Origin of the sequence: Candidatus Nitrosopumilus sp. (genome assembly GCF_040878665.1) — an archaeon.
In the GTDB taxonomy this organism is placed as follows: domain Archaea; phylum Thermoproteota; class Nitrososphaeria; order Nitrososphaerales; family Nitrosopumilaceae; genus Nitrosopumilus.
Genome location: NZ_JBBDLU010000009.1, coordinates 187,682 through 214,269 on the forward strand (window position 1 = coordinate 187,682; position 26,588 = coordinate 214,269).

Genomic DNA, 26,588 nt, shown 5'->3' on the forward strand with positions numbered 1-26,588 from the left:
TGTTATTTAGAAGGTCCCAGATTCTTTTTGTGTTTTTCAATATCAGATAATTCAACTTTTGTAAACAATGGGGATGAATCACCCAACATGTGTCCTGAGGAAATACTCAGTTTAGAAATATCATTCCATGAAGAATCTTTAGCATTTCCGCTTAACCCTAGTTGAGTCCAGATTTTTTGAGAGGATTCAGGAAGAAACGGAGATAGTGCAATAGCCATGCTTTTTGCAGCATTTACTGATAGAAACACACAGTTTGTTGTTCCAGGTCCTAATTTCCACGGTTCCTTATGCTGAAAATATTGATTAAAGAAAGATGAGAATTCCATAATTTTCTTCAATGCCCTGTCAAGATGATTCTGCTCTAAAAGAGAGCCAATTTCAGTGGAGAGTGTTTTAATTTTCTGTTCTGCTTCATGATCTTTCTCATCAAATGATTCAATTTCTGGAACTTTACCATCAAATGATTTTTTAGTAAATCCAAGTGCACGATTAATAAAATTTCCAAGATTTCCAATTAGTTCAGAATTGATTCTCAAAGTAAAATCATCCCAATCAAAATTCAAATCGTCTTGAGAATATGGATTTATAGAAATAAGATAAAAACGAAGGTAATCTGATGTATAATATTCTAAGAATTGTTTTAATCCAATATACCAATTTCTACTTTTAGATATTTTTTTTCCTTGTAGTGTTAGATGACCTCTAGTTGGGATGTAATCTGGCAATTTGTATTCACTGTTTATGCCCAATCGCATTGCAGGTAAGAAGAGATAATGATGATACACAATATCTTTCCCAATAAAGTGGTAAATGTCAGCAGAATTCCAAAATTCTTTGCCGTTGATTCCTTTGTCGTTTAGAAATTTTAGAGCAGTTGAAATGTATGCCAGATGATTATCAAACCAACCATAGAAAACTTTGTCTTTTGCGTCATCTAACGGCACAGGAACACCCCATGGAATATCTCGAGTGATATCCCAATCAATTAAACCAGATTTAATCCAGTTTTGAACATATTTTTTGACATCTTTTTGGAGATATTCGCTTTCATCTAACCATTTTGATAAAGAGTCGCCAAAATTAGAGAGTCTAAAAAAGTAATGTTTTGTTTTTTCTTTGGTTGGTGGCTGACCACATAATGAGCATTTTGGATCAGTTATTTCATCAGGAACACGACCACAGCTTTCACATAAATCAGAGTATTGATCTTCAGCTTTGCAGTATGGACATATACCTTTTACATACCTATCAGGTAAGAATTTCTTATCATTATTACAATAAAATTGAATAATCTCTTTTTCATAGATATGCCCAGAATCATTTAGTTTTTTGAACACATCTTGAACAAACGCAATATTTTCAGAAGAACTAGTCTTGTAAAAATAATCAAATTCAATACCAAATGCCGAGAAATCTTCATAATCACGTTTATTCCAATGAGCAACATATTCAGAGGGAGTTTTACCTTCTTTTTCAGATTGAATTAGAATAGGAGTGCCAAAATCATCAGACGCGCAAATATAGTATGCCTCAACGCCATTTAGTTTCAAGAATCTTGTAGTTACATCTGCAGGAAGATAAGTTGATGCAACATGTCCCAAATGAATTTCACCATTTGCATAAGGTAAGGCACTTGTAATGATAGCTTTTTTGTTCATTAGATATTAGTTAAAGGCGTAATTGAGGTTAAGAAGTTTACCAGCTGTTAGAATACTTTACTTGTTCAGGAGTAAGTCTGTCAATTTTAACATTCATTGCATTTAGCGCATCAACTGCAACTTGCTTGTCAATTTCTTCAGGAACATTGATAATTTTATTTTCCATTTTCTTGTGATTTTTAAGAATATACAAAACCGATAAAATTTGATTTGAAAAAGATTGAGCCATAACTTCTGGTGGATGGCCTTCTGCTGCAACCAAATTTGCAAGTCTTCCCTGCCCAATAAGGTAAACCACTTTTCCATTTTTCAAGGTACATTCATCTAGATTTGGTCTTACCTCTTTCACAGATTTTGATGATTTTAGTAAGAATTTACTATCAATCTCCACATCAAAATGACCAACGTTGCCCATAATTGCACCATTTTTCATTTGTAAGATGTGTTCTTTTCTAATGACGCTAGTCATTCCAGTACATGTAACAAACATGTCACCAATCTTTGCAGCTTGAGACATTTGCATTACTTCAAATCCATCCATGTGAGCTTCTAAAGCTTTGATTGGATCTACTTCAGTAACAATAACTTTAGAACCCATTCCATGAAATCTAGATGCAACACCACGTCCAACCCAACCATATCCAACTACTACAACACGTTTTGATGCCATGAGTAGATTCATTCCACGAAGATAACCATCAATAGTACTTTGCCCAGTTCCATATCTATTATCAAACATGTGTTTGGTGTAAGCTTCATTAACTAAGATTACAGGGTAACGAAGTTTGCCTTGATTTTCCACAGCTCTAATTCTAGTAACACCAGCAGTGGTTTCTTCAGTCGCGCCTAAAATTTTCATCATGTTAAATCGCTTATCAAAATGAGCTTTAATGTTCATGTCAGCTCCATCATCAGTTAAAATTGTTGGTTTGTGTTTTAGCACTTGATCAATACACCAGTCATATTCTTTTACAGATTGTCCATGCCAAGAATACACATGAATTCCTTGTGATGCCAAAAATGCAGCAATGTCATCTTGAGTAGTAAGAGGATTGCCACCACAACATGCAACGGTTGCACCTAATTCTTTAGCACCCATTAACAGTACAGATGTTTCTTTAGTAATATGCAAACAGAATCCAAGAGTGATTCCCTTGAGAGGTTTTGATTTTTTATAACGATTAATAGTATTATCTAGAATTTGCATATGAGATCTAGCCCATTCATACGATAGTTTGCCATCTTTGATTAATTTTGGACTAGTCTTAACTTTACTCAATAAATGAATTCAAAAATCAGACTATAAAATTCTATCATGCGAATGTAAATAAATGACAAATATATCACAAAAATATTGACTTGGAAGAAAATTGCTGACAAAGGATCTGTCGTGTCTGGAAAAGGTAAAGCATTCAAAATAGACGGAAAACAGATTGCTATTTTCAATCAAGATGGATATCATGCAATGGATGATCTTTGTGTTCATCAAGATGGGTCAATTGCACCAGGGAAATTAGAAGGGGATATTGTAGAATGCCCATTACATTTTTGGCATTATAACATCAAAACAGGCGAACTTGTAGATTATCTCAAAGAAGTAAAACTTGCAACGTATCCTGTGGAAGCAAGAGACGACGGAATTTATGTAGATATTTAATTGTGAATTTAAAAAAGATACAGCATATACAGTAAAGTTTAGTATGAATGCAAAAGAGAGAAGCACTCTCTTTTGCTAGGTATGGATTGTTGGGCACAGATTATTCTGTAATAATACTATATCAAATTAGTATAAGGAATAATGTGTGTTCAAAATGAACGAATTCAGATTCAAAATTAGGCATAAGTTTTATTCTCATTTATTCTGAAAAATAGTTGTTGAATCAAGAGATTATAGATGAAATTACAAATCAAGATTATTCCTCAATTACTAATAAAATAGAAAAATTTGTTTCAGAACAAATAGAAAAAAATCATGCAAAGGGAGTCATCTTAGGATTAAGTGGAGGAATTGATTCAGCAGTTTTGGCATACGTTTGTAGAGGAAAATTAAAAGAGAAAACCCTTGCATTGATAATGCCAGATACATCAATTACTCCCAAAATAGAAACTGAAGATGCATTAAAAATTATCTCACTTACAGGAATAGAATACAAGCTGATTGACATACATCCAATAATAAACGAATATTCAATGTATCTTGAACCAAATGAAAAGTCTAGAGGAAACCTACGTGCAAGAATTAGAACAAATATTTTGTATTATTATGCAAATATTAGAAACTACCTAGTATTAGGATCAAGTGATAAAAGTGAATATCTGATTGGATATTTTACTAAATATGGAGACGGAGCATCAGACATTACGCCTATTATTTCACTATACAAACTTCAAGTTAGGGAAATTGCAAGGCATCTTGGAATTTCAGAAAAGATTGTTTCAAAAAAGAGCAGTCCTCATTTATGGAAAGAACATGAAGCAGAAAAGGAGTTAGGAATACAATACGAGGAAATAGATTCCATTTTGTATTGCATGTTTGACAAAAAATTAACTATTGATGAAACAGAAAAAGTAACGCAAATAGACAGAACAACCATAGAAAAGATAAATCAGTTAAACAAAGACAGTGAACACAAAAGAATGTTGCCAGCAAAACTTGAGACAGAATAAGTATGAAATTACAAGACACATTATCAAAATCTGAAAAAAACATAGATGTTTCAAAAAACTTGAAAATCTATTTGTGTGGAGTGACTGTTTATGATGAATCACATATAGGTCATGCCAGAACCATAATAGTTTTTGATGTTCTTCGAAAATATTTGGAAAGTAAAGGCAGTAAGATAGAATTTATCCAAAATTTCACAGATGTAGATGATAAGATCATAAATCGAGCTAATGCAGAAAATACAACAGCAGATAAAATTAGCAGCAAATACATTGAAAATTATTTTAAAGATTTTGACGGATTAAACGTTAAACGTGCAACAAATTACCCAAAAGCAACAGAACATATTGATGAGATCATAAAATTCATTGAAAAATTAATTAAAAAAGATATTGCATACACAACAAAAAATGGAGTGTATTTTTCAGTGTCAAAATTCCCCGAATATGGGAAACTATCTAAAAAGAAAATTGATGAACTTCAGTCAGGAGCAAGAATAGAGATCGATGAGCAAAAAAAAGATCCATTGGATTTTGCAGTATGGAAATTATCAGATAACGAACCAGTATGGGACAGTCCGTGGGGAAAAGGCAGACCCGGATGGCATATCGAATGCTCTGCAATGAGCATAAAGTATCTTGGAGAGAATTTTGACATTCATGGAGGAGGACGAGATCTTATTTTTCCACATCACGAAAATGAGATTGCCCAATCTGAATCATGTACAGGAGTTCAATTTGCTAAGATTTGGATGCATGTGGGAATGGTAACGATTAATGGTGAAAAAATGTCAAAATCAATTGGAAATGTAAAATCAATCAATCATGTTTTAGATAACTGGGGAGCCAATGTCATAAGATTATTTTGTCTATCAGGACATTATTCAAAACCCATTGATTATTCTGAAGAACTGCTAAAAGAAAATTTAACTAAATGGAGACAGGCAGAGATTTGTCATTATGAATTAATTCATACAAATAAAGAAAATAATTTGGAAAATGAATCAATTGTTGAAAAAATAAGAATAGAGTTTGACAATGCATTAGAAGATGATTTAAACACACATCTTGCATTGTCATCATTTTTTCAATTAATTAAAGAAACCAATAGATTGGCAGCAGATGAAAAACTAGGCAGAAATGATGTAGAAAATATCAAAACAGAGTTAAAGAGAATGCAAAATATTCTAGGATTATCCATACCAGAAATTACTGAAAATGAAAAACAAGAAATTGATAGATTGATCATAGATAGAGAACAATATAGAAAAGAAAAACAATTTGAGAATGCAGATAAGATACGGGATAGACTAAACGAAATGAATGTAGAACTAATTGATCATAAAGGAAAAACAATATGGATACGTAAAGAAAAAATCAAAGCAGATGATTAAAATTAAATTAAGAATTAGTTTAGACTAATCATTTTTATGCTTGAAGAAATTAGGGAAGTCTAATTAGTTTAATCTAATTTTCACATTGTTTAATAGAATAAAAAAATACAATATGGTATGAATACTTGGAATAAATTTTGGCAATGGTATGAAAATAAAATACTTGGAAGTGTAATTATAATTGCAATTATACAATTCATCCAAGTTCCACATATGATATGGAATGCAGACATTATGTTAGAAGCAGGGATTGTCTCCAGGATAAATCCGGTGCTAGACTGGTTACTTTACGGAGTAGATTTGATTGAAATTATTTCAATTATTAATGTTGGAATGATTATGTTTAGTCTAATTAAGAAAAAACGGATAGATAAGAAAGAAAAAATGGTATCTATTAAAGGATAAAATTCCTTGTTTTGTAAAATTATGTGTTAAACAGCAACTGTGTCTACATAGAAATATTGATACAAAAATTATAGTTAGAAAAAATCAGACATCGTTTTTTGTTTTATTAATCCAGTAATGTGTCCATGAGAAAGCCATTCAGATTTACTAACACTCATCTTATTTGATGCCAAATTCAAAGCATGATCAAAATTATCTGCAATTGTATGATTTTGAAGCATTGCCTTACGAACACCTTCACGAACTTGCCAAACGCCAACAGGGATAGCATATTCAGGTCTAATTTCACGTAGAACAACAACTCCTGCTTGAATTTTCTTTTTGTGAAGGTACTCTAAAACGCCTAATTTAGCTGCAAAATAAGCACCTGCAATTGCAGGAGGATGATCAATTCCACGTGCATCCTCATAATCAGAACCAAATCCCATAACATCATTGGAATACCAAGCTTCAATCATTTCGTAAACCCACCTATGTGGAAATAAAACAACCGAAAAAATATTTGCCAGATGAGTGTATGAAAAAACTCTACAAGAATCAATTAGACTATAGTTCAAAATATCATCAATCAAATGTTTACAGATTATGTCATCAGTTGCAGTAATACTCCATCTAGTTGGGACAAGTTTTCTTTTTTTACCCAGCATACCAATACTGAAACATTTTTGAATTTTCGAGATTTCAATTCCTGAGTTATACAAATTCACCACAGCATCTTGAGCATTCAAATCTTTGTCATAGTATATTTTTTCAATTGATTTAACAGGAGTGATTCCAGAAAATTTTGCAGATTTTATTTCACCGATAGGGCCAAAAGGTGCACTTTCACCATCAAGTGAAATGTTTTGAGAAGTTGATTTTGTGAAAATCAAATCAGAATCAAGAGGTTTGGAAGACATGGCAACCTCTTGAAGATTTTCAATGTATCTTCCATCGACATTGTCAACAGATATTTTTTGAATTCCACGAACTAAACTTAATCTGAAATTAACAATATCTTCCAAAGATTTTCCTGACCACTGTTCAGGACTATCAAGTAAGCTGGTATCACCATGAACAGGGGGAACCATTGGACCCACTGAGACTTTAGGATAATTATACGAACCAACAAAAACAGACGGTGGACTAGTACCACTAATAGAATCAGATGAAAATAGGTTACCATGTTTTGAAAGGGATTCATGCCATCTAGCAAGAATTGCCCGTCGTATGTTTTGAGAATCAGAGAACATTGTAATTTATGCGTAAAAATGTGTCTATTAACCTGTCCAATTCATAAAATTGATAGTTTGTGAACAGACAATATTTAATGGAAAATACTATATTGAAAATATGAAAGTAAAAAGAATTGTTTCTTTTTTGCCAAGTGCAACTGAATTACTCTATGAATTTGGAGTAGAGGATGATCTATACGGAGTTACACATGAATGTAAATACCCAGAAGAAGCATCACTGAAACCACAAGTAATCAATTCTGTAATAAAATCAGATGAATTAGACAGTAAAGAGATCGATGTCATGACATGTAAATTACTAAATGAAGGGAAAAATATTTTTGTAATACAAGAAAATAATTTGAAAAATGCTGATCCGGATCTAATTATAGCACAAGAAACATGCGAGGTTTGTGCAGCATATACTAGTCAAGTAAATGAAGCGATTAGAATCCTTGGGGGAAAACCAACCATACATTACATGAATCCTCGCAATATGAAGGAAATAATAAGATCAGTCATAGAACTAGGCAAAATACTAAATAAAAATGAAAAGGCAAATGAAATAGTTGAATCACTTGAAAAGAGAATCAAATACATCAAAAATAACGTCAATAACGAAACATCAAAAGTACTTGCAATAGAATGGCTAGAACCATTTTTCACTGCAGGTCATTGGATTCCAGAAATGATAGAAATTGCAGGAGGAGTAAATCTGATAAGCAAAACAGGTGAACAATCAAGAAGACTTGAAATTAATGAAATAATAAAATCAAATCCAGACATAATTATTTTGATGCCATGTGGTTTTGACATTAACAGAACAATCTCAGAATACAAAAAAAATCTAAAAAAAAATAAAATGTGGGAATTTCTAGATGCAGTAAAAAAGGATCGAGTTTTTGCAGTTGATGCAAACTCATTTTTCAGTAAACCTAGCATTAGAACCGTAGAAGGATTAGAGATTCTTGCAAAAATCATTCAGCCTGAAAAATTTGTGAATTTGAAGGTTTCAGACAAATCATTTGTGAAAATTGGAAATGATTGAGAGCAGGTTCAGAAAAATGACTGTCATATAGCATAACATACTAGTGGTTATCCCCAATTTTGGAAATTATTGTATATGACAAGAACTTTTGCAGGAGACCAAGAAATAGACAGTTTGTTAAAAATGACAAATAATGTCTTGATAAAACTAAAAGAAATTAAGTAAATATGATCACTTTTTGGCAGCACTAACCAGAGACACGACATCCCTATCTCTTAATTGGTAATCTACAGGTAATCGAAGATTATATCGCAAATCTTTTGCATAAAGAAGACCCTTTGTTAAATCAGTATGAATCTCTTTTGCAAGGTCGTTAATTGTTGCCCCATCTTTTAGTAAAAGTAAATCAGGCAATACTCTACCTTTCTTATCAGCAAGATTTTTTTCATCAGCCACAGGATAGATAGAATTCATTTTTAATAATTTAAACACAGCAACATTAATTGCAAATTGAACTCCAGTCCGCATGTATTCACCCATTATTCCTTTTTTGATAAAATTTAGAGCATTGTTTTGTTTTTCATTTAGTTCATCAGATTTAATAATTTCAAAGGTTTCAGAACCAGGAGAATATTTTATCAGACCTTTTTGTTCTGCACGTCTAAGACTAAATTCACTATCTCCGCTTACAGGGATTACAATAGAATCATTGTATCGCTCTCGTAATCTAGCAAAATTTTTGTCAGCACCTTCAACATCAATTTTATTTGCAACAATCAATGTAGGTTTAGATATTTTTCGTAAACACAATGCAAATTTTTTACTATCTATCATGTCAAAATTGTCAAAATCTTTTTCTTCAAGATTAGTAGCTTGAAGTGTTTTTTTGACATGAGATTTATTCACGCCAATGCCACGATAAAGATCAGTAATGGCATCTATAATATTAGCACCAGTTTTAATTAATTTTGAAACTTTATCTCTGTTACCTTCCAGAATTTTCTGATACCACATAGTTAATTCTTCTTCAATATCTGCAAAATCAGATATTGGATCCCCAGTTCCAACTTCAGATATTCTTCCACTTGAATCAATTCCACCTGATGCATCAACAACATGAAGTAATGCATCAGATTGTGCAGCAATAGACAAAAATTGATTTCCAAGACCCTTACCCTTCCAAGCATCTTTAATGAGGCCAGGCAAATCAATTAGCTCAATTGGGATATACCTCCATCCATCAAGACATTTAGAATTATTTGGATTATCCTGAATTTTGAATTCAGGATGAACACAAAGAGTGATTGCATTAGCTACCCCAGATACAGGAGACTTGGTAGTAAATGGATAGGATGAAATTTCTTCTGAAGAAAGAGTAGCTGAATTGAAAAAAGTTGTTTTTCCAGTGTTTGTTTTTCCAATTAAACCAAGCTTGATTGGCACACAGTTATTAACATTGCAGAATATTTATCTCTGCCTAAGATTTAGAATTCTTTTTTATTTTTTCAAGTGTTTGATTGAGTTCTTTGATGGACCATTCAATATCAGACAAGTCATCTTCAGAAAGAGAATCTTTCCATTTTTCTAATACACTATTTGTAATTTCTGAGCAATTGTATATTAAATTCCAAAAAGGATGATGTTCTGCAGCAGTATATGCTAGTTCAGTTACATCATTAAGACCATTTTGGGCTCTAGAGAGAGGAGTTATTTTCTCACCAAATATTTTGATTATATCATTTTCAAGATCTCTTTCTATTTTTAGAGGAATGTTTTGTTGTTCATATTTTTTAGTAAATTCTAATAAATCATGATAGAAGTTTTCAAAATTGGTCATTGTAATAGTCTTTGGTGTTCTGCTAGCATACATCGATTAAAAACAATTTGAATCCCAGATTGTCTTGCCAATTCTTCAGCTTCCAGATTATGAATTCCTTCTTGAAACCAAATCACTTTAGGTTTTTTCTTTATCGCTTCTTGAACTATAGATAAAACCTGATCAGATGGTCTAAACACATCAATAACATCTACATCTTCGGTTATTTCAGAAATAGAAGAATAACATTTTTTCCCCAAAATCTCATCAGTTGTTGGATTAACGGGAGTAATATCATACCCATGTTCTAAAAGATATTTAGGCACATAATGGGCGGCCTTGGAAGAGTTTTTAGACATGCCAACTACTACAATTCGATTCAAAGATAAAATTTTACGAATTTGTTCGTCAGATTGAAGATCTTGTTCCATATCAACTAGACAATAACACAGAATATAATTTTTGTAACTAAACAAAGAATTTTTTAGTCACATTAGAAATGATTTGTTATGGATTCAGAGCCAAAAGATGTCATAGTTTTAGGAGCGATAAAACAAGGAATTAAAAAATTTGAAAAAATCCAAAAAATGACACAGATAGAACCTGAAGAACTTAATTCAATTTTAGAGCAATTAGAAGATAGAGGATTCATTCAAGCTAAGGAGAAAAAAGGATGGTTTGGAGTAAAAACAGAGATTACAATTACTGAAAAAGGGGTAAACGAGGTAGACCAAAGAGTTCATGAATTACAAACAAAATGGAACCAAATGGCAATGATGTATAAAACAGGAGATAAAGAAAAATTAAAACAAGAAATGGAAAATAACAAAGGAATCATTCCCTCTTTGATGTTCTTTGGAATAATGGATATGATGATGTTTAGTATGATGTTTAGTATGATGGGAATGGCAATGTCAGATTATGTAGCACCAGAAAATATTCCAGATACAGGCGATGGCAGTATGGAGGGGGGAGATACGGATGGTGGAGGATTTGATTTTGACATTGGATTCTAGTGTGTATTTTATACTTGAAATGAAATCAACTAGTAGTTGAATTATAATTCATTTGACAATACAGGACTAGTCAAAGTACTCACATTTTTAAAAACTCACAATACAGAGTATCTGTCAGGTCAAGATTTGAGTGATGTGTTACACATCAGTAGAGTTGCAATTTGGAAACACATTAAAAAAATTCAAGAGTTAGGATACACAGTAGAATCAAAACAAAAAATAGGTTACAAGCTTATAGAAAATTCAGATTTATTATTACCGTGGGAAATCACCTCAAATCTAAAAACAAAGATCATTGGACAAAAAGCATATTATTTTGACACGACTGATTCAACACAAAATCAAGCCTTGAAAATGGCAGGTGACTCTACAAATGATGGAGCTGTAATAACAGCATCAAAACAAACAAGCGGTAGAGGAAGATCTGGGAGAAAATGGATATCGCCAAAAGGTGGAATATGGTTATCAGTTATCTTACAGCCAAAATTTGACATATCCATTGCAACATTATTCCCAATTGCATCTGCTCTTGCATTATCTATTGCATTAGAAAAAATATTTTCAATAAAACCAAAATTAAAATGGCCAAATGACTTAACGATAAAAGAGAAAAAAATAGCAGGGATGTTAGTAGATGCATCATTAGAATCAAATAAAATTGAAAAGTTAGTTTTAGGTGTAGGGATTAATTTTAATGTAAATGTAAAACAAATTGAAAAATCACTTAAAGGAACACAGAATTTTTATGGTGCATACTCTATTAGTGACCAAAAAAAGAACATAAAACCAATATCATTGGTTCAAAGTTTTTTAGTGGAGTTAGAAAAAGTCTATGAATTACTTAATGCAAAACAAACAAAAAATATTATTGACGAATGGACATTAAGATCTTCAACTATAGGCAAAGAAGTAGAGATAAACACAGGAGATGTAAAAATAAAAGGAAAAGCAATCAAGATCGATGATGAAGGTGCACTAATAGTAGAAAATGACAAAACACATAGAATAATTGCAGGAGATGTAATCCATTTATCAAAATAATGTGTTATTTTTTTCGGGTTTTTGATTTAGATTTAGTTTTTTTCTTAGATTGTTTAGAAATTAGAAAAGATTGCTCTTTTAGAACTTCTTTGAGATCTTGTTGAATCTCAAAAACAGATAACAATAATTCCTCTAAAGATTTAGAATATATCTCATATGCAGAAATTAATGTAGTTTTTTTATCATTTACTTTCAACAAATATTCATTTGAACGTAATAAATTTGCAGAAGTGATTAGTTCAGGAATATCGGAGACAAGTCCTAATTGATTCAATTCTGATTTAGTTTCTTGGATTTTTTTACGTAGATCATATATTATTTCTCCTGCTCCAATATTTGCCAATACAGAATCACCTATTCAATGGCGAATTAAAGATTTTCTAACAGAGTAACATACTTTTAAAATTAAAAATACCCACATATTCAGTATAAATTAGAAATAAACTATAAACAAAATTAAGAATATGAAAAATAATACAATGATATTAGGTTATTTGCTAATAATAATTACGTGTGGCTTTTCTATTACAGTAGGAATAGTTTTTGCTCAATCTGAAGAAGATGCAGAAGCTATGTTTAATGAAGCAAAAGAACATTTTGTCAAAGGAGAGTATAAAGAAGCGCTGACAACTTATGATGAAATTTTAGAAATTGTACCAAATAATATTTCAACACTTAAGATGAAAGGTATAGTTTTAAGTAATCTTGAAGAACATGATAATTCACTTAAACAGTTCTTCAAAGTATTACAACATAAACCAAACGACGTTGTATCATTAGCTGGTATGGGGGTGGGATTTGGAAATCTTGGAGAATACCAAGAATCAAAAAAATATTTTGAGAGAGCAGCAAATGAAAACCCAAATAACATAGTCATAAATAATTACAAAAATTTCATCAACAAAGTAATTGCAAAATACCCATACATTTCTACTGAAAAACCAAAAGATTTAGAAAAAAATCCTATCACAAATATACCAGAATGGATACGACCAATTGCAAAATGGTGGTCAGAAGACAATATAGAAGATAAAGAATTCAATTCGGCATTGACTTACTTGATAGAACACAACATTATTCAAATTCCTACTGTCAAAGAACAAAATCAAAATGAAGAAAAAATTCCTGAATGGGTAAAAAATAATGCAGGGTGGTGGGCAGATAAACAAATTGATGATGATGCGTTTGTTTTAGGTATACAATATTTAATGGAGAATGGACTGGTTAAGATAAAATCTCAAAATACTCAAAAATCTCAAGAAGAACTAAATTATGAATTTTATTTATTTGAAAGATATCTAAAAGATATTTCAAACAATATTTCCAAAGAAAAACGATATATCGAATATCCAAATCCAAGTCAAGATGTAATAAAGAAGTTTCTCAGAGATTATATAAAATGGAATTTTGAACAAGAGGTAAAAACAGCATCTGAAAAATTCCCAGATCCTACATATAGAATAGATAACGGGACATACATTATTCGTTACAAAGTATTCATAAATGAACAACCATCAGGACTTCCATTAGATCATGTAAGCACATTGAAGAATTCCTTTTTGTTTTGGCAAGAACAAGAATTATCAACAGACAATCAAAAAGCAAGAATGGAATTTGAAGTAACCAAACTCAAACACGAAGCAAATGTCTGGGTAACATGGGTAGTTAGAAACATCGGGGATGGAGTTCTAGGACATGCACATATAGGAAAAGGGGTTGTAGAAGTAACATTAGGAGATTACAATTGTGACGGTAGTTTCCAATTATACGACGTGCAAAGTGTAGAAACAATTATGACTCATGAGTTAGGTCATTCAATTGGATTGAAGCATATAGATGACAAAAACAATATCATGTATCCATCATTCACACCATCGTATGCATATTGTCTCCTAAGTTAATGCAAAGAAATCAGATCATATTCTAAAAAATTAGAATGAGGGTTAGCTTGACCTACACACAATTAACCTGCAGAAATTAGGTAAAACGGATAATAAGGAAAAAGGCCAAATCATCAATATTATGCTTAAAAATTCAATAGTTTCAGGACCCAAATGTCCATCTTGTGGAGATAAAAAAATGGTCACAGACCAAAACACTGGGGAATTATTCTGTGGAAATTGCGGATTGGTTGTCACAGATAAAATTACAGACACAGGTGCGGAATGGCGTTCATTTTCCAATGACGAAGGAAATAGAACACGAGTAGGAGCAGGAACGTCATTGACCATGCATGATATGGGATTATCAACTGTGATTGGCGCAGCCAACAAAGATGCAACTGGAAAACCATTATCATCCAGTGTGAAGAGTTCTATTGAAAGACTAAGAACATGGGACAGTAGAAGTCAAGCTCATTCTTCTGCAGATAGAAATTTGAGACAAGCGTTAAATGAGATGGACAAACTGAAAGACAAATTAGCGTTAACGGATGCAGTTATTGAGAAAGCAGCGTACATTTACAGAAAGGCAATGGAGAAAAAACTAGTAAGAGGTCGCTCAATTCAAGGATTAGTTGCAGCATGTCTTTACGCGTCTTGTAGAAATACAGAAACACCAAGAACGCTGGATGACATTGCCAAAGGAATCAACATTAGAAGAAAAGACGTTGCAAGATGTTACAGATTAATTTTCAGAGAGCTTGAATTAAAGATGCCAGTAGTTGATCCTGTGAAAGGAGTTTCCAGAATTGCAAGTATCGCAGATTTGAGTGAGAAAAGTAAACGCAAAGCTGTATCTATTTTAAATCAAGCAAAAGAATTAGGCATGGTGGCTGGAAAAGATCCAATGGGGATAGCTGCAGCTGCACTTTATCTTGCATGTATTAGTACAGGAGAAGTAAAATCACAAAAAGATATCTCAACAGCATCAGGAGTTACAGAAGTAACCATCAGAAATAGATGTGCAGGATTACGAAAAATGCTTAATGATTAAAAAATGTCAGAGAACGAATGGTCAGAGTGGTTTGATTTTAATCAAGAGTTAATTTCAAGGATCCCACAAGTTCCAGGTGTGTATATGATGCATAAAAATATGAAAATATTATTTATTGGAGGTTCTGAAAATATGAAAAAATCGATCGAAGTAGACAAATCAAAAGAATGCATTTCAAAAGCATCAAGATTTAGATATAAAAAAGATATAGACTATGAGAAGAGTAAAAATGAGTTAATTATAGATTACAAAAAACGTCATGAGGGAAAATATCCTGAATGTATGAAATAAAATTCTAGTTTTGCGAGTTTTTGAATTCTAATCTATCCCATGGGAATACAACATAGCCATCATCATTAGTTTGTTTAGCATATACTAGTTGATTTGGATATTGTTTTCCATGTCTTGCAAACAAAGTAACAAAAAACAATCTAGACGAATCATCAACTAAAGATTGAATTTTTTTAAATGTATTTCCAGAATCAAAAATATCATCAACAACTAAAGAATCAGAAGAAATAGTTGTTGGATCTACAAGAATTTTTTGGATTCCCAAATGATCGGCCAATAGACGAGCAGGAATCAATCCCCCTCTACTTAAAGTTGTGATAGTTGAAAAAGATCTAGGAGATTTTCTGATAAGATCAGACAGAATCATAATCAAAGATTCTATTTCAGACCAATCAACATACTGTTCCAAAGCCATAATTATTTTTTAATAGTCAGAATTAAGTTGTTGGCATTAAAATGTCTTAATCGGAGATTTTTTCAAAGATGTGATAAGTTTTAGAACTTTGAAAGGTAATTTTCCAAAAGCAATATCTTTTTCACAAGATAATAACAGTACATCATCATTACTTAATGGAAAACTCATAACGATTACTTTGTCCCTATAAGACATTGAAAAATGGACTTCGCCAAATTCAGCATCAAACTCATGCCTCATTCTTACCCGTAATGCAAGTTCCATGAACATCATTTCATCTTGTTTTTGATCTTCTAGGGACAAGATGCCATCTTTCATCCCTCCAGCAATAAGATGCCCCCTGTTATTGATGAGCCTAGCTGAACGCATTTTTGGATCTAATTTTATGATTTTTTGACATAATTTTTCTAGATCCTCAACACTGTCCATTAGTATAATTTAACAAGCGAACTATTTATTGCGATCTGCAATTATCGATATCTGTGCAACCAGATGTATCAAAAAACACTGTAGATTATTACAAGCATTTGTCACTATTTTGGACAGACATCATACATTTGATGTCAAGTAAACCGCAAGCATTAGCATCAACAGGGCCAATGAGAGCATTTGCTGCAAATTCAAAAAAAATCACAACAGAATTAATTGAAATTAATGAGGATCTAATAGGATTTAATCAATATCTTACTGAATACTACAAGCAACTTGCAGACACGTGGGGAGTAGCTCAAAAAAAAGTCAATGTGAAGGCACCAGATATACCCCAAGATGTAGAACAAATTGAATCATTCAAAAGAATTTGGATAGATATTTTTGATAACGATTTTACAGAATTGTTTGATTCTGAAAAATTTGGGGAAAATTATGGAAGACTTGTATCTAAAGAATTAGAACTTACAAAACATTGGAACAATATTGTAAATGTGATTTTACAATCTGCGAACCTTCCAAGTAAAGAAGAAATAGACGAAGTGTACAAGGAACTCCATTCACTAAAAAAACGTGTTGCTAAACTAGAATTAGAGGTAAAGAAAAAAGAGGTAAAAAAGAATGCATAGCGAGTCAAAAATAGACCCAAAAATTTTGGAGGAGATTTTAAAATTCAGTAAAAATGTTTTTGATGCTCCAAAATTAGTTTCAGCACCAGATGAAATCAGTTTAGAAGTAACACCACACGACACAGTACAAAAAATCGATAAAACCAGATTGTTACATTATAGACCACTTACAGACAAACAGCACAAAACACCTTTGCTAATATCGTATGCGTTAATTAACAGATACCACATATTAGATATTCAACCAGAAAAAAGCTGGGTAAGAAATTTACTGCTGCAAGGTTTTGACATATACATGTTAGATTGGGGGACGCCAACTAGCATGGACAAGTATTTGGATTTTGACGATTATGTGAATGGGTATTTAGATTCATCCGTAGAATATATTAAAAATGAATCATCTACTGAAAAAATTTCATTACAAGGATATTGTACAGGCGGAACTATTTCAACTGCATATGCATCACTGCATCCAGAAAGTGTGAAAAACTACATTGCGACAGCACCGGTAATTGATGGATGGCGAGATACTACTGTGATTAGTAATCTTGCAAAACATATGGATGTAGATAAAATGGTAGATACGATAGGAAACATGCCTCCTGAATTCATGTATTATTGTTTTTCAGTACTCAAACCATTTGAGCAAGGAATTGAGAAATATGTTAAATTTTTCAAAAACATAGATAATAAAAAATTTGTAGATAATTTTCTTAGAATAGAAAAATGGTTAGGAGACACCCCTCCAATCCCAGGCGAGCTCTTCAAACAATGGATTAAAGACATCTATCAAGACAACTTGCTTATTCAAAATAAGATGTATGTAGGCAAAGAACATGTGGATTTAAAGAAAATAAACATGCCAACTTTTACACAGATCGCAGTGGGAGATCATTTGGTTTCACCAGAATGCAGTATGCCATTGCATTATGCCATCGGAAGCGAAGACAAAACATTAAGAATGTATCCTACAGGACATGTGGGAATGATTGCAAGTTCTTTATCACAGAATAAAGTCTTACCAGAGCTAGGAAAATGGCTAGCTGAAAGATCATAAAAAAGAAAAAGATTAAAAAATAGATTTACCACTAGTTGTTCTTTGTGGCGAATGTAGAAATCCAAGATTGAAGAATGTTTCTGTTCAAGTCAGCGAATGATTTTGCATTATCGTTGAATGTTTTGATATTTTGTTGTGTTGCATCGATAGTTGCAAGTGCTACTTGATTTTGTATAGAAGATGCCTTTACAAATTCTTCAGTTGTATCATGAATTACTTTTAGTGTTGCTTCAGGAATGTTTGTTGCAATACCTGCTTTCTTTACATAATCTTTTTGTAGTGTGATAACTGAATCTACTACGTTTTCATATGCTTGTAGGTATTCCTGTTGTACGTTAGTAATTGATTGATGATATTGTGGTACTGATTGTCTAATACCGTTGAAGAGTTTGTCGACGTTTTCTTGATATACAGAAAATATATCTTTAGAATTTCCTTGTGTTGTTTCGTTTTTACTCATTGTTTCACCTCCTTATTTTTTGATTTTTTTGCGATTGGTAGGATAATGACTTGAACTAAATCACCATCGCCTAAACCAAGTGCATTACGTTCAGCTTCAGGAATAGAGATTCTCCCATTACTACTAATGGTAGTTTTGTAAGCACCCCAATTCATGAATGAAGGAAGCATTTGGCCGATGTTAAACATAGTATCCATGCTTTTACTTTGCATCGAGGACATGTTATTCATCATGTCAGATTGAGTTTGTCTAGCACTGTCAGAAACACCTTTGAGAGTCTCTAAAGGATTGAATGTTTGGCTGGTTTGATTGATCATCAAAGAACCAAAATTTTTCATAAATTCTGCTTGAGCACGTCCACTTTTTTGGATCCAAGATTTGAACATCTCAGAAGGATCATAAAGGTTTTGATTACCATTCATTGGTAGTGGTAGGAATTAAGTGGTATTTAAAGTGATCTAAATACCATTCAAAAACTCCAAAACCTTTGCGGCAAAAGTTTGCGGATCCTCAACATATGGAGTATGACCACATCCATCCATTCTATAGAACCTACAATCTTGTATTGCAGAAACAAAATCATCAGCATAATTAATTGGTATTACTGGATCATTACCACCCCATATGATCAATGTGGGGGTTGAAATCGACTTAAGTTTAGAAGCAATAGATTTTGAATATTTCAATCCCAGAACTGTCGACATGAAAGCAAGTTTGGCATTTGGTAATTGCATTCGTTCGACAAAACCATTAACGATATTAGCATCAACGCTTTTTCCAGATCCCTCCATAAGTTCAAAAGCATTTTTTGCACTTAATTCGTTTGGATATAGTGCAGCCATTATATATGCATCAAGTGCAGGAGTAGATTGTTTCATCATCCCTGCGGGAGAGACAAGAACCAATTTTTCAATTTCTTGAGAATGTATTGATGCATATTCTACAGAGATTTGTCCACCTAAAGAAGAACCGACTATATTAGGACGTTCAATTCCAGTTGCGATAAAAAAATTTTCAAGAAATTCTGAAAATAAATCAGGAGTGTAATCAATAGTAGGTTTGTCACTGTATCCAAATCCTATCAAGTCAGGAACAACAACATGAAATGAATCTGAAAATAAAGGAATTACTCTATTCCATCTTTCTGCAGATGCACCTAATCCATGAATCAATACAAGGGTGTTTTTGGAATTACCTGATTCTAAATATCGAATTTTGTGTCCATCAATTTGAAGGAATTTCTCATTCACTATTTTAGCAACAATTATCATCACTAGATAAGCTTTAGTTAATTTGGCGATCAGTGAGTTTATGATTCATGAAGATCTCCAGAATATGAATAATTAGAAATATGTTTTTTAAGATCATAAATAAGTCATACATGTGATAAAAAAGAAAATTTCAAAAATTTTAGTTCCATTAGATGGATCTCAAAATTCCATAAGAGGGTTAGAAACGGCAATCACATTAGCCAGAAATTGCGGGGCGATAATTACCGGAATATATTCCATAAACACACCATCACGTTCAGAATTTAAAGGAACAGGCTCAGTAAGAGAGTCATTTAACAAGCAAATAGAAGAATTCATGGATGAGGCCAAAACACTAGCAGCAAAAAATGGAATTATGTTTAAAGAGAAAATCATTAACGGGGACATAGGATACAATATCATCAAATTTGCTCACGGGAAAGAACATTTTGACATGATTGTTATGGGATCACGAGGAAGAAGCTCAGCAAAAGAGATGTTTTTTGGAAGTGTATCCAACTATGTTATACATACAGCAAAAATTCCTGTAGTAATAGTGAAATGATCTAAGAAAATCCGTGCTTTTTGAAATATTTTTGATGGTATTCTTCTGCCTTGTAAAAAGTTGGAGCAGGAACAATTTCAGTTACAATTGGAAGAGAATATTTGTCTAATTTTTCAAGTGTTTGTTTTGAATTTTCTGCAATTTCTTTTTGTTTTTCATCATGATAAAATATTGCAGAACGATATTGAATTCCAACATCAGGTCCTTGACGATTCAATGTTGTGGGATTATGGTTTTCCCAAAATATTTTTAATAATTCTTCAAAAGAGATCTCATCAGGATTATAATCAACTTCTACAGCTTCTGCATGGCCAGTTTTATCTGTACAAACTTCTTCATATGTTGGATTAGGTAACTGTCCACCAATGTATCCGACAGCAGTTGAGTTTACTCCTTTTGTCTTACTGAATAAATCTTCAACATGCCAAAAACATCCTGCACCAAAAGTTGCTTTCATAAAGAGTCATACAAAGAATAGAATTAAAATGATTCTAATTATTCAATTATAATGATATCTTCTTGAATAAGATATTTTATTGAATTGATGAATTCTTGTTGAGAAATTAAATCATTAGACCACCAAAAAGCAGTATTTCTAAACCATGAAGGAAGATCATCAACCATAGGAGAAGAATCATCTAAATCTGAAAGCACAATTATTTTATTTTGTAACATAAAATTTAAACCGTAAATGAATTCTTCATCAGTTATCTCCCCCATAGCCCAATTTTGAGCATATGTCTTTATCCAATCAGGAACATATGTAAAAAATCCCAAAGCAAAATAAATTGTTTTTCCGGGAAGTTGAGAGTCAAACCAAGATTTGTATTCAGGTTCATTGTTGTATCTATCAATATAGTATTGTGGGGATTTATCTAAAGAAAAATAATTTTGAATAATGGTTGGAGGATATCCTACCACTTCATCAATACTATAAAGTGAAAATTGTAAATCAAACCAAGATTTGAATTCAGGTTCATTGTTGTATCTATCAATATAGTATTGTGGGGATTGATCTAAAGATGGAAATCCAGAAATTAACATTTTTGGATTTTCTGTAAAAGAACTATCAATTACATTGTTTTGTGGAGTGTCATTAATCGGAATATTGCTTTTTGGAACATTATTAATTGGAGTGCTACTTTGTTGAGAGTTAGGTGGAATGTAATCGGATGTTTTTTCATAACTGATGAATTTTTCAAGATTTCCACCATATGAAACTTTGATTTTGTATTGACCGTTTTCAGACCATGTAGGTCCACCCACATTGATAATTTTTGTAAAAGTTCCATCATTTTTTGGAATAATACTATCAACATGTGCCATACCATTTCCACTTGGAGTAACTATTTGAACAATTATAGAAAAAAGATCAGGAGAATATACAACGTTTCCAGAGAGAACAATTGAATCATCAGTATGATACAATGTTTTATCAGTAGTAAAATCAGTGATAGTGGCAAACGAAGTAACAAACACTGATGGAATAAGCAACAAGGATGTAAAAAATACAAACCACGGATTCATGTGCAAACACTAATTTTTTGCCCGTATAATTAAAGAATGCTCTAGATTAATAAGAAGTTAAATAACATCGGTGAATATTTCTACAACCTTTTTTGCTAAACTTTCAATATTAGCAGAAGGTTCTGCAGAAATTAGTAGTAAGATTTGTGTGATTGGAAACGGAAAACTTACCAAGACTGCTTTGTCTCTACGTGCAGCAAGATAGTTAATAGGACCTAAACTTTCATCATATTCTTTTCGTATTGATGCTTTAGAAACAAATTCCAGAAAAGACTGTAAACGGGTCTCGTCACCTTCATGAGGAACAAGTCCTTCTTTAAATCCCCCTGCAATGAGTTGACCGCCTTTATCAACAATTCCTGCAAAACGAATTTCAGGCTCTCCTAATAATTGAGTACATTTTTGGGTATACAAATACAAAGTAGGGTTAAGATCAGACATATCTTATAATCAAAGTATCAAAAATAAAAACCTAGCCTAGAAAAGATCAAATCGATTACAAATGACATTTCAATAACACGTAATCTATTATCTTTTCTTCAGATGCCTTTTTCATTTTTTGAATTGATTTACATAGAATTTTTTCAACGTATGGAGCATAATTACTTGAAATAGATTCTTTTAAGTTTGATCTGTATTTTAAATAATATTCGGCAAGAGGTTCATAAACATTTGAACCAATGAATTTTTCTTCAGATATTGAAAATCCAAAAGACATAATTAATTCTTTGAGATAAGTAAAACTATAATGCTCAGATGACCAAGTAAATTTTAAAAGTCCTAATTTTCCAATGGATGAAGATTCTATAACAACAGGAACTGCCATCACAAGTAGTCCTGATTTTTTTAAAATTCTTTTGGATTCAGAAATAAAATCAGATAGAGGTTTGAAATGCTGTGCAGATTCTAATGCTAAAACACGATCAATGGAATTATTAACAAACGGTAATTTAGTAGAAGTGGAGTTGAGGAATTCAATATTTTTTTCTTGACCAGTATATGTCAATTGTTTGAAATTTATATTTACATCATATAATCTGAGATCTGGATATGTGTCTCTCCACAATTTGGATGGAGAAGATAACCCACTACCCACATCAACAACGTGTGTTGCAGAAGACAATTCAGCCATATCTGCAAAAATCACACATAGATTGTTTTGAGCAGAAATTGGATCTGGATGATCTTTTGACCAAAACCCAAAATTAAGCATAGACCCACCAGTTGCCAACTGCATTATTGGAGAAAGAGAAGTATAGAGTTTTACAACATCTGTTTCATTTCTGCGAAATGTCCACAAAAATAGATCAAGGGGGTTTATCGATACCAAAAATAATTCTAAAAAGGTTTGAATATCTACACTATTAATTTCTAAGGCAAACCTTCTGAATCATCCACACAGTGTTTATGCACCCAGTTCTCATCATTATTTTTATAATCTTGCTTCCAGATTAAATTTTATCACCACAAGATGAACAAGAGGTGGTAAATTTTGTTTTCATGGTTTCATATGAATAAGTATTAGATAAATCAATGATGATACATCAAATGTTTAGTAATCAATATGTTTTATTAATTTAAAGTGAAAGATATGGATGATTTAGACTCTGAAACATCATCAAAAATAATAATCGCTAAATGGACAGATAGAATTCTTGCATGGTTGATTGATTTTATCATAATTTCAAGTATTTCTACAATGATGATTTTTGTATTGTTTGGGTCGATATATTATGAATTTGAAGAAGAGGGATTTTGGATAGAAAGTATTCAATACATTCCAACTAGCTTGTTGTTTTTTGGATATTGGACAATTTTAGAATACAAAACAGGTCAAACAATAGGGAAAAAAATTCTCAATCTAAAGATAACCAATATGAAAGGAGGCAATCCAGATTTGAAAAGTATTGTGATAAGTAGTTTTGGAAAGTCATTTTTACTTCCATTAGACGTTATCTTAGGATGGATTTTAACCAATAAAAAACGTCAAAGAATTTTCAACAAACTAGGAGACACATTAATTGTGAAAATTAAAGAAACAGACATTAAATTCATAAAAGATTGAATTTTGTCAGATTTTCTTGAATGATTACTGTGAATAATTAACCAACAGATCTATTAGCAACTTTAGATCTTTGCGAGTAATGTCTGAAAACCAAAATCAGTGGTGGGTAGGATTGCCAAAAGAACTTCAAAAAGATATAGAATTAGAAGAGTAAAGAATTCCCAAAGATGGGAAGATTAGAAAATATTGTAATATAGTCTACAACCAAGAGTTAGAGAGGAATAGAAAATGAAAAAAAGTATGAATATAAAAAAAATCCCAACAATTCTATTTTCAATTTTACTATTATCAATGAGTTTTTCAACCAATTCTGAAATCTTTGCAGATTCAATTCAACAAGAAAAACAAAATATCATAAAGGAGTTAAAAGAATTAGAGTTAGATTCAGAAACTAGTAAAAAAACAAAGAAGATTATCAATTCAACAATCAAAAAACTAGAAAAGAGTTTAGATGATAAATTCTGGAAGGACGAATCAACGATAAATTTTAAACATGGGAAAAATGTATTGAATGATGATAGTCATGCCATAAACAAATTAGATGCAGTTTTGAAAGACAAAAAAGAAATAGAGACAATCAAAGAAAAAATATTACAAATTAACATCAAAATTCTAAATGTAGACAAAATACTTGTTGGCAATATAATTGACAGTGTTGAAAATATGATTATGAGTGACAAAGGACTCAATAAACTGAATAAAGCAATAGAAAAATTTGAAGAAGGTAGTAAGGCATTAGATGATGGAGATTATGATAACGCAATTAAAAATTTCAAAAAATCTTTGGATTTAATTAAAAAATCACTCAAAGATCCACACTTTAAAAAAATGAAAATAGTTGAACATGAAGGAACATTAGATATGAATTTTGATGGAAGTCCAGATGTGTATCTAAAAATAGTTGATCCTAACAAGAAAAACAAACCAAAAGAAATCGAGTTTAAAATTACTGGAGAGTGTGTTAATGGAGTAATACATGATGATGCAAGAATGAAAATAGGAATATCCGTTCCAAAGCCAGGTCCAGGCCAATTCGCATTAGAATTCTTTGATGAAGAAGTTCATGCAACTAACAAATGGTTTAAAGAAAATGATCCTAATGAAAAAATCGATCCGGTAATAATTTCCACCATCTCAGAATACTTCTCATTTCCAGACAGCGGAGATGATTTGATTCAGAAAAACCCTGAAGATAGAGAAGGTTCTGTTGATTTTACATTCGAGCCTATTTCCGAAATAGGAAACCAAAATGGATGGATAGGAAAATTCACTTTGGATGTTGAACCTGGAGACTATGCAATGCACTTTTGGTTCCCATTAACTGAACCAACAATAGAAGGGGACAGTTGTAATTTTATTAGTTCCTTTAGTGTGCCAACAACTTTTGAAGACAAGATTGTCAAACAGGTAATAATATAGTAAATGTTGTAGATTTTTTAAAAGATTCAGATATTCCCATTGTCATAATAAATTGCTTGTTTGATACAATGCAGCAAGTGATTGTAGATTATTTTCAATAATAGAGTAATCTAGCATAGCTTACGCTAGGAGTAATTATCAATTAATCGTCCATAGCTTACGCTATGTATGATTAAAAATAAAATCATCGTACAAGTCGTGTATATTTTCACTTGATGAATTGAAAATGATTCATCGCGCATAGTCTCTATGTAAGTGGCTGAACCGATGTGTTGGTCTATTAGTAAAGGCTGGCTCACCACTCGCCGAAGCTTGTGATCTACACCACCTTCCTATCAACGCAGTATTTTGCTGCCGACCTTCATCTTACGAAAGAATAACTTGTCTCGGGATAGGATTCGTGCTTAGATGCTTTCAGCACTTAGCCTAAACGGCTTAGCTGCCCGGCCTGCCTTATCAGACAACCGGTAAACCAGTGGCCACGCTGCTCTGTTCCTCTCGTACTCGGAGCAACTTCCCCTCAGTTATTCGCGCTTCCATCAGGCAGAGACCGACCTGTCTCACGACGGTCTAAACCCAGCTCATGTTCCCTTTTAATAGGCGAGCAGCCTCACCCTTGGCCCCTGCTGCAGGACCAGGATAGGAAAAGCCGACATCGAGGTACCAAACCGCGGGGTCGATAGGAGCTCTCGCCCGCGACGAGCCTGTTATCCCTGGGGTAATTTTTCTGTCACCTCCGGGCCCCAATAGTGGGCACACGAAGGATCGCTAAGCCAGACTTTCGTCTATGAATTCCGTGCGTTTGGAAATCCATTCAGTCGAGTTTTTGGCTTTGCCCTCTTCAACGGATTTCTGCCCCGTTTGAACTCAACTTTGGGCCCCTTTGATATCTTTTCAAAGGGGTGCCGCCCCAGCCGAACTGCCCACCTGCACGTGTCTCCGGTCTTCACCGGATAAGTGATACTGCAAAAAGAGTCTGGTGTTACATCGTTGCTTCTTAACATCCCGGAGAACGTTAAGCATAGCTCCCAGATACCCTGTGCAATTCTTACTATATCACAAGCACAAGCTGCAGTAAAACTCCACGGGGTCTTCTCTCCCCGATGGAAGATGAAGGACTGTTCGTCCTCCTTATGTGGCTTCACCGGGTTGTAGGCGGGGACAGTGGGGCTCTCGTTGTTCCATTCATGCGCGTCGGAACTTACCCGACAAGGCATTTGGCTACCTTAAGAGAGTCAGAGTTACTCCCGGCGTTAACCGGCCCTTAGCTCGGTTGAACCCAAGTTTTAGGTACCGGCACCGGCCAGGATTCAGCGACTATACAAATCCTTTCGGACTAGCAGTCGCCTGT

At 32.7% G+C, this 26,588-nt stretch carries 31 protein-coding genes and 1 rRNA gene; 15 read left to right on the plus strand and 17 right to left on the minus strand.

Annotated elements, in window-relative coordinates:
* Positions 1-2: 2 nt before the first annotated feature.
* Together metG and WDZ98_RS10700 are read right to left on the minus strand one after the other, a co-directional pair.
* Entirely contained in the window at positions 3-1,658 is a 1,656-nt protein-coding gene (gene metG / locus WDZ98_RS10695; RefSeq protein WP_368057542.1) for a methionine--tRNA ligase, read from the minus strand.
* A gap of 37 nt (positions 1,659-1,695) precedes the next feature.
* Positions 1,696-2,937, minus strand: a complete 1,242-nt coding sequence (locus WDZ98_RS10700) for an adenosylhomocysteinase (RefSeq protein ID WP_368057540.1) — start codon at positions 2,935-2,937, stop codon at positions 1,696-1,698.
* Between the two features lie 75 nt (positions 2,938-3,012).
* Between WDZ98_RS10700 and WDZ98_RS10705 the strand changes: the two genes are divergently transcribed.
* The 4 genes from WDZ98_RS10705 to WDZ98_RS10720 all read left to right on the plus strand — a co-directional run bounded on the left by WDZ98_RS10705 (position 3,013) and on the right by WDZ98_RS10720 (position 6,121).
* Positions 3,013-3,315 carry a Rieske (2Fe-2S) protein gene (locus tag WDZ98_RS10705; protein WP_368057538.1) on the plus strand — a complete coding sequence of 101 codons (303 nt, stop codon included), beginning with the start codon at positions 3,013-3,015 and terminating at the stop codon, positions 3,313-3,315.
* Between the two features lie 218 nt (positions 3,316-3,533).
* The gene (locus WDZ98_RS10710; RefSeq protein ID WP_368057536.1) at positions 3,534-4,325 is read left to right on the plus strand and encodes an NAD+ synthase; all 792 of its coding nucleotides are present in this window, start codon (positions 3,534-3,536) and stop codon (positions 4,323-4,325) included.
* Between the two features lie 2 nt (positions 4,326-4,327).
* Entirely contained in the window at positions 4,328-5,716 is a 1,389-nt protein-coding gene (cysS, locus tag WDZ98_RS10715; protein WP_368057534.1) for a cysteine--tRNA ligase, read from the plus strand.
* Between the two features lie 117 nt (positions 5,717-5,833).
* Entirely contained in the window at positions 5,834-6,121 is a 288-nt protein-coding gene (locus WDZ98_RS10720) for a hypothetical protein (protein ID WP_368057532.1), read from the plus strand.
* Positions 6,122-6,195: 74 nt separating this feature from the next.
* Here WDZ98_RS10720 and WDZ98_RS10725 read toward each other — a convergent pair whose 3' ends face one another.
* Positions 6,196-7,353: a hypothetical protein gene (locus WDZ98_RS10725; protein WP_368057530.1), complete on the minus strand. Its 1,158-nt coding sequence runs from the start codon at positions 7,351-7,353 to the stop codon at positions 6,196-6,198.
* Positions 7,354-7,453: 100 nt separating this feature from the next.
* On the opposite strand from WDZ98_RS10725, the gene WDZ98_RS10730 reads away from it, so the two are divergent.
* Positions 7,454-8,383 carry a cobalamin-binding protein gene (locus tag WDZ98_RS10730; protein ID WP_368057528.1) on the plus strand — a complete coding sequence of 310 codons (930 nt, stop codon included), beginning with the start codon at positions 7,454-7,456 and terminating at the stop codon, positions 8,381-8,383.
* Positions 8,384-8,554: 171 nt separating this feature from the next.
* Here the strand turns inward: WDZ98_RS10730 and WDZ98_RS10735 are convergent, their stop codons facing one another.
* The 3 genes from WDZ98_RS10735 to WDZ98_RS10745 are packed head-to-tail and all read right to left on the minus strand — an operon-like array spanning position 8,555 to position 10,570.
* Positions 8,555-9,766 carry a redox-regulated ATPase YchF gene (locus WDZ98_RS10735; RefSeq protein ID WP_368057526.1) on the minus strand — a complete coding sequence of 404 codons (1,212 nt, stop codon included), beginning with the start codon at positions 9,764-9,766 and terminating at the stop codon, positions 8,555-8,557.
* A gap of 34 nt (positions 9,767-9,800) precedes the next feature.
* Positions 9,801-10,160: a hypothetical protein gene (locus WDZ98_RS10740; protein WP_368057524.1), complete on the minus strand. Its 360-nt coding sequence runs from the start codon at positions 10,158-10,160 to the stop codon at positions 9,801-9,803.
* Positions 10,157-10,570, minus strand: coding sequence for a CoA-binding protein (locus tag WDZ98_RS10745; RefSeq protein WP_368057522.1), 414 nt, complete (start codon positions 10,568-10,570; stop codon positions 10,157-10,159). Before WDZ98_RS10745 ends, WDZ98_RS10740 begins: the two co-directional genes overlap by 4 nt.
* Positions 10,571-10,648: 78 nt before the next feature.
* On the opposite strand from WDZ98_RS10745, the gene WDZ98_RS10750 reads away from it, so the two are divergent.
* A complete protein-coding gene (locus WDZ98_RS10750) occupies positions 10,649-11,155 on the plus strand; it encodes a hypothetical protein (protein WP_368057520.1) in 507 nt (168 codons plus the stop codon).
* A 36-nt stretch (positions 11,156-11,191) separates the two neighbouring features.
* The gene (locus tag WDZ98_RS10755; RefSeq protein ID WP_368057518.1) at positions 11,192-12,196 is read left to right on the plus strand and encodes a biotin--[acetyl-CoA-carboxylase] ligase; all 1,005 of its coding nucleotides are present in this window, start codon (positions 11,192-11,194) and stop codon (positions 12,194-12,196) included.
* A gap of 4 nt (positions 12,197-12,200) precedes the next feature.
* On the opposite strand, the gene WDZ98_RS10760 is transcribed toward WDZ98_RS10755, so the two are convergent.
* Positions 12,201-12,539, minus strand: a complete 339-nt coding sequence (locus WDZ98_RS10760; protein WP_368057516.1) for a hypothetical protein — start codon at positions 12,537-12,539, stop codon at positions 12,201-12,203.
* Positions 12,540-12,660: 121 nt separating this feature from the next.
* Between WDZ98_RS10760 and WDZ98_RS10765 the strand changes: the two genes are divergently transcribed.
* From WDZ98_RS10765 to WDZ98_RS10775, 3 genes are all read left to right on the plus strand, one after another.
* Positions 12,661-14,097: a M57 family metalloprotease gene (locus WDZ98_RS10765; protein ID WP_368057514.1), complete on the plus strand. Its 1,437-nt coding sequence runs from the start codon at positions 12,661-12,663 to the stop codon at positions 14,095-14,097.
* A 121-nt stretch (positions 14,098-14,218) separates the two neighbouring features.
* Positions 14,219-15,130 (plus strand): transcription initiation factor IIB family protein, encoded by a 912-nt coding sequence (locus tag WDZ98_RS10770; protein WP_368057512.1) that lies wholly within the window; start codon positions 14,219-14,221, stop codon positions 15,128-15,130.
* A gap of 3 nt (positions 15,131-15,133) precedes the next feature.
* Entirely contained in the window at positions 15,134-15,421 is a 288-nt protein-coding gene (locus WDZ98_RS10775; RefSeq protein ID WP_368057510.1) for a hypothetical protein, read from the plus strand.
* Positions 15,422-15,425: 4 nt separating this feature from the next.
* On the opposite strand, the gene WDZ98_RS10780 is transcribed toward WDZ98_RS10775, so the two are convergent.
* On the minus strand, positions 15,426-15,836 hold the full coding sequence (locus WDZ98_RS10780) for a phosphoribosyltransferase (protein ID WP_368057508.1): 411 nt from the start codon (positions 15,834-15,836) through the stop codon (positions 15,426-15,428).
* A 36-nt stretch (positions 15,837-15,872) separates the two neighbouring features.
* A complete protein-coding gene (locus tag WDZ98_RS10785; protein WP_368057506.1) occupies positions 15,873-16,265 on the minus strand; it encodes a DUF6659 family protein in 393 nt (130 codons plus the stop codon).
* Positions 16,266-16,318: 53 nt separating this feature from the next.
* Here WDZ98_RS10785 and WDZ98_RS10790 point away from each other — a divergent pair, with 53 nt between their 5' ends.
* Positions 16,319-16,894 carry a poly(R)-hydroxyalkanoic acid synthase subunit PhaE gene (locus WDZ98_RS10790; RefSeq protein WP_368057504.1) on the plus strand — a complete coding sequence of 192 codons (576 nt, stop codon included), beginning with the start codon at positions 16,319-16,321 and terminating at the stop codon, positions 16,892-16,894.
* On the plus strand, positions 16,887-17,951 hold the full coding sequence (gene phaC, locus WDZ98_RS10795) for a class III poly(R)-hydroxyalkanoic acid synthase subunit PhaC (protein ID WP_368057502.1): 1,065 nt from the start codon (positions 16,887-16,889) through the stop codon (positions 17,949-17,951). Before WDZ98_RS10790 ends, phaC begins: the two co-directional genes overlap by 8 nt.
* A 31-nt stretch (positions 17,952-17,982) precedes the next feature.
* Here the strand turns inward: phaC and WDZ98_RS10800 are convergent, their stop codons facing one another.
* The 3 genes from WDZ98_RS10800 to WDZ98_RS10810 are packed head-to-tail and all read right to left on the minus strand — an operon-like array spanning position 17,983 to position 19,682.
* A complete protein-coding gene (locus WDZ98_RS10800) occupies positions 17,983-18,411 on the minus strand; it encodes a hypothetical protein (RefSeq protein WP_368057500.1) in 429 nt (142 codons plus the stop codon).
* Entirely contained in the window at positions 18,408-18,833 is a 426-nt protein-coding gene (locus WDZ98_RS10805; RefSeq protein WP_368057498.1) for an AbrB/MazE/SpoVT family DNA-binding domain-containing protein, read from the minus strand. The genes WDZ98_RS10800 and WDZ98_RS10805 overlap by 4 nt, the downstream gene beginning before the upstream one ends.
* 36 nt (positions 18,834-18,869) lie before the next feature.
* Entirely contained in the window at positions 18,870-19,682 is an 813-nt protein-coding gene (locus WDZ98_RS10810; protein WP_368058408.1) for an alpha/beta fold hydrolase, read from the minus strand.
* Positions 19,683-19,794: 112 nt separating this feature from the next.
* Here WDZ98_RS10810 and WDZ98_RS10815 point away from each other — a divergent pair, with 112 nt between their 5' ends.
* Entirely contained in the window at positions 19,795-20,226 is a 432-nt protein-coding gene (locus WDZ98_RS10815; RefSeq protein ID WP_368057496.1) for a universal stress protein, read from the plus strand.
* A gap of 1 nt (position 20,227) precedes the next feature.
* Here the strand turns inward: WDZ98_RS10815 and msrA are convergent, their stop codons facing one another.
* From msrA to WDZ98_RS10835, 4 genes are read right to left on the minus strand one after another with little or no spacing between them, the layout of a single operon-like run.
* Positions 20,228-20,683: a peptide-methionine (S)-S-oxide reductase MsrA gene (gene msrA, locus WDZ98_RS10820; RefSeq protein ID WP_368057494.1), complete on the minus strand. Its 456-nt coding sequence runs from the start codon at positions 20,681-20,683 to the stop codon at positions 20,228-20,230.
* A gap of 38 nt (positions 20,684-20,721) precedes the next feature.
* A complete protein-coding gene (locus WDZ98_RS10825) occupies positions 20,722-21,753 on the minus strand; it encodes a hypothetical protein (protein WP_368057492.1) in 1,032 nt (343 codons plus the stop codon).
* A gap of 57 nt (positions 21,754-21,810) precedes the next feature.
* Complete coding sequence (locus WDZ98_RS10830; protein WP_368057490.1) at positions 21,811-22,194, minus strand: DUF6659 family protein; 384 nt, start codon at positions 22,192-22,194, stop codon at positions 21,811-21,813.
* A 55-nt stretch (positions 22,195-22,249) separates the two neighbouring features.
* The gene (locus WDZ98_RS10835; RefSeq protein ID WP_368057488.1) at positions 22,250-23,083 is read right to left on the minus strand and encodes a class I SAM-dependent methyltransferase; all 834 of its coding nucleotides are present in this window, start codon (positions 23,081-23,083) and stop codon (positions 22,250-22,252) included.
* Between the two features lie 261 nt (positions 23,084-23,344).
* Between WDZ98_RS10835 and WDZ98_RS10840 the strand changes: the two genes are divergently transcribed.
* Positions 23,345-23,818, plus strand: coding sequence for an RDD family protein (locus WDZ98_RS10840; RefSeq protein WP_368057486.1), 474 nt, complete (start codon positions 23,345-23,347; stop codon positions 23,816-23,818).
* Between the two features lie 228 nt (positions 23,819-24,046).
* Positions 24,047-25,237 (plus strand): hypothetical protein, encoded by a 1,191-nt coding sequence (locus WDZ98_RS10845; protein WP_368057484.1) that lies wholly within the window; start codon positions 24,047-24,049, stop codon positions 25,235-25,237.
* Between the two features lie 260 nt (positions 25,238-25,497).
* On the opposite strand, the gene WDZ98_RS10850 is transcribed toward WDZ98_RS10845, so the two are convergent.
* Positions 25,498-26,588, minus strand: a 23S ribosomal RNA gene (locus WDZ98_RS10850); the annotation flags it as partial.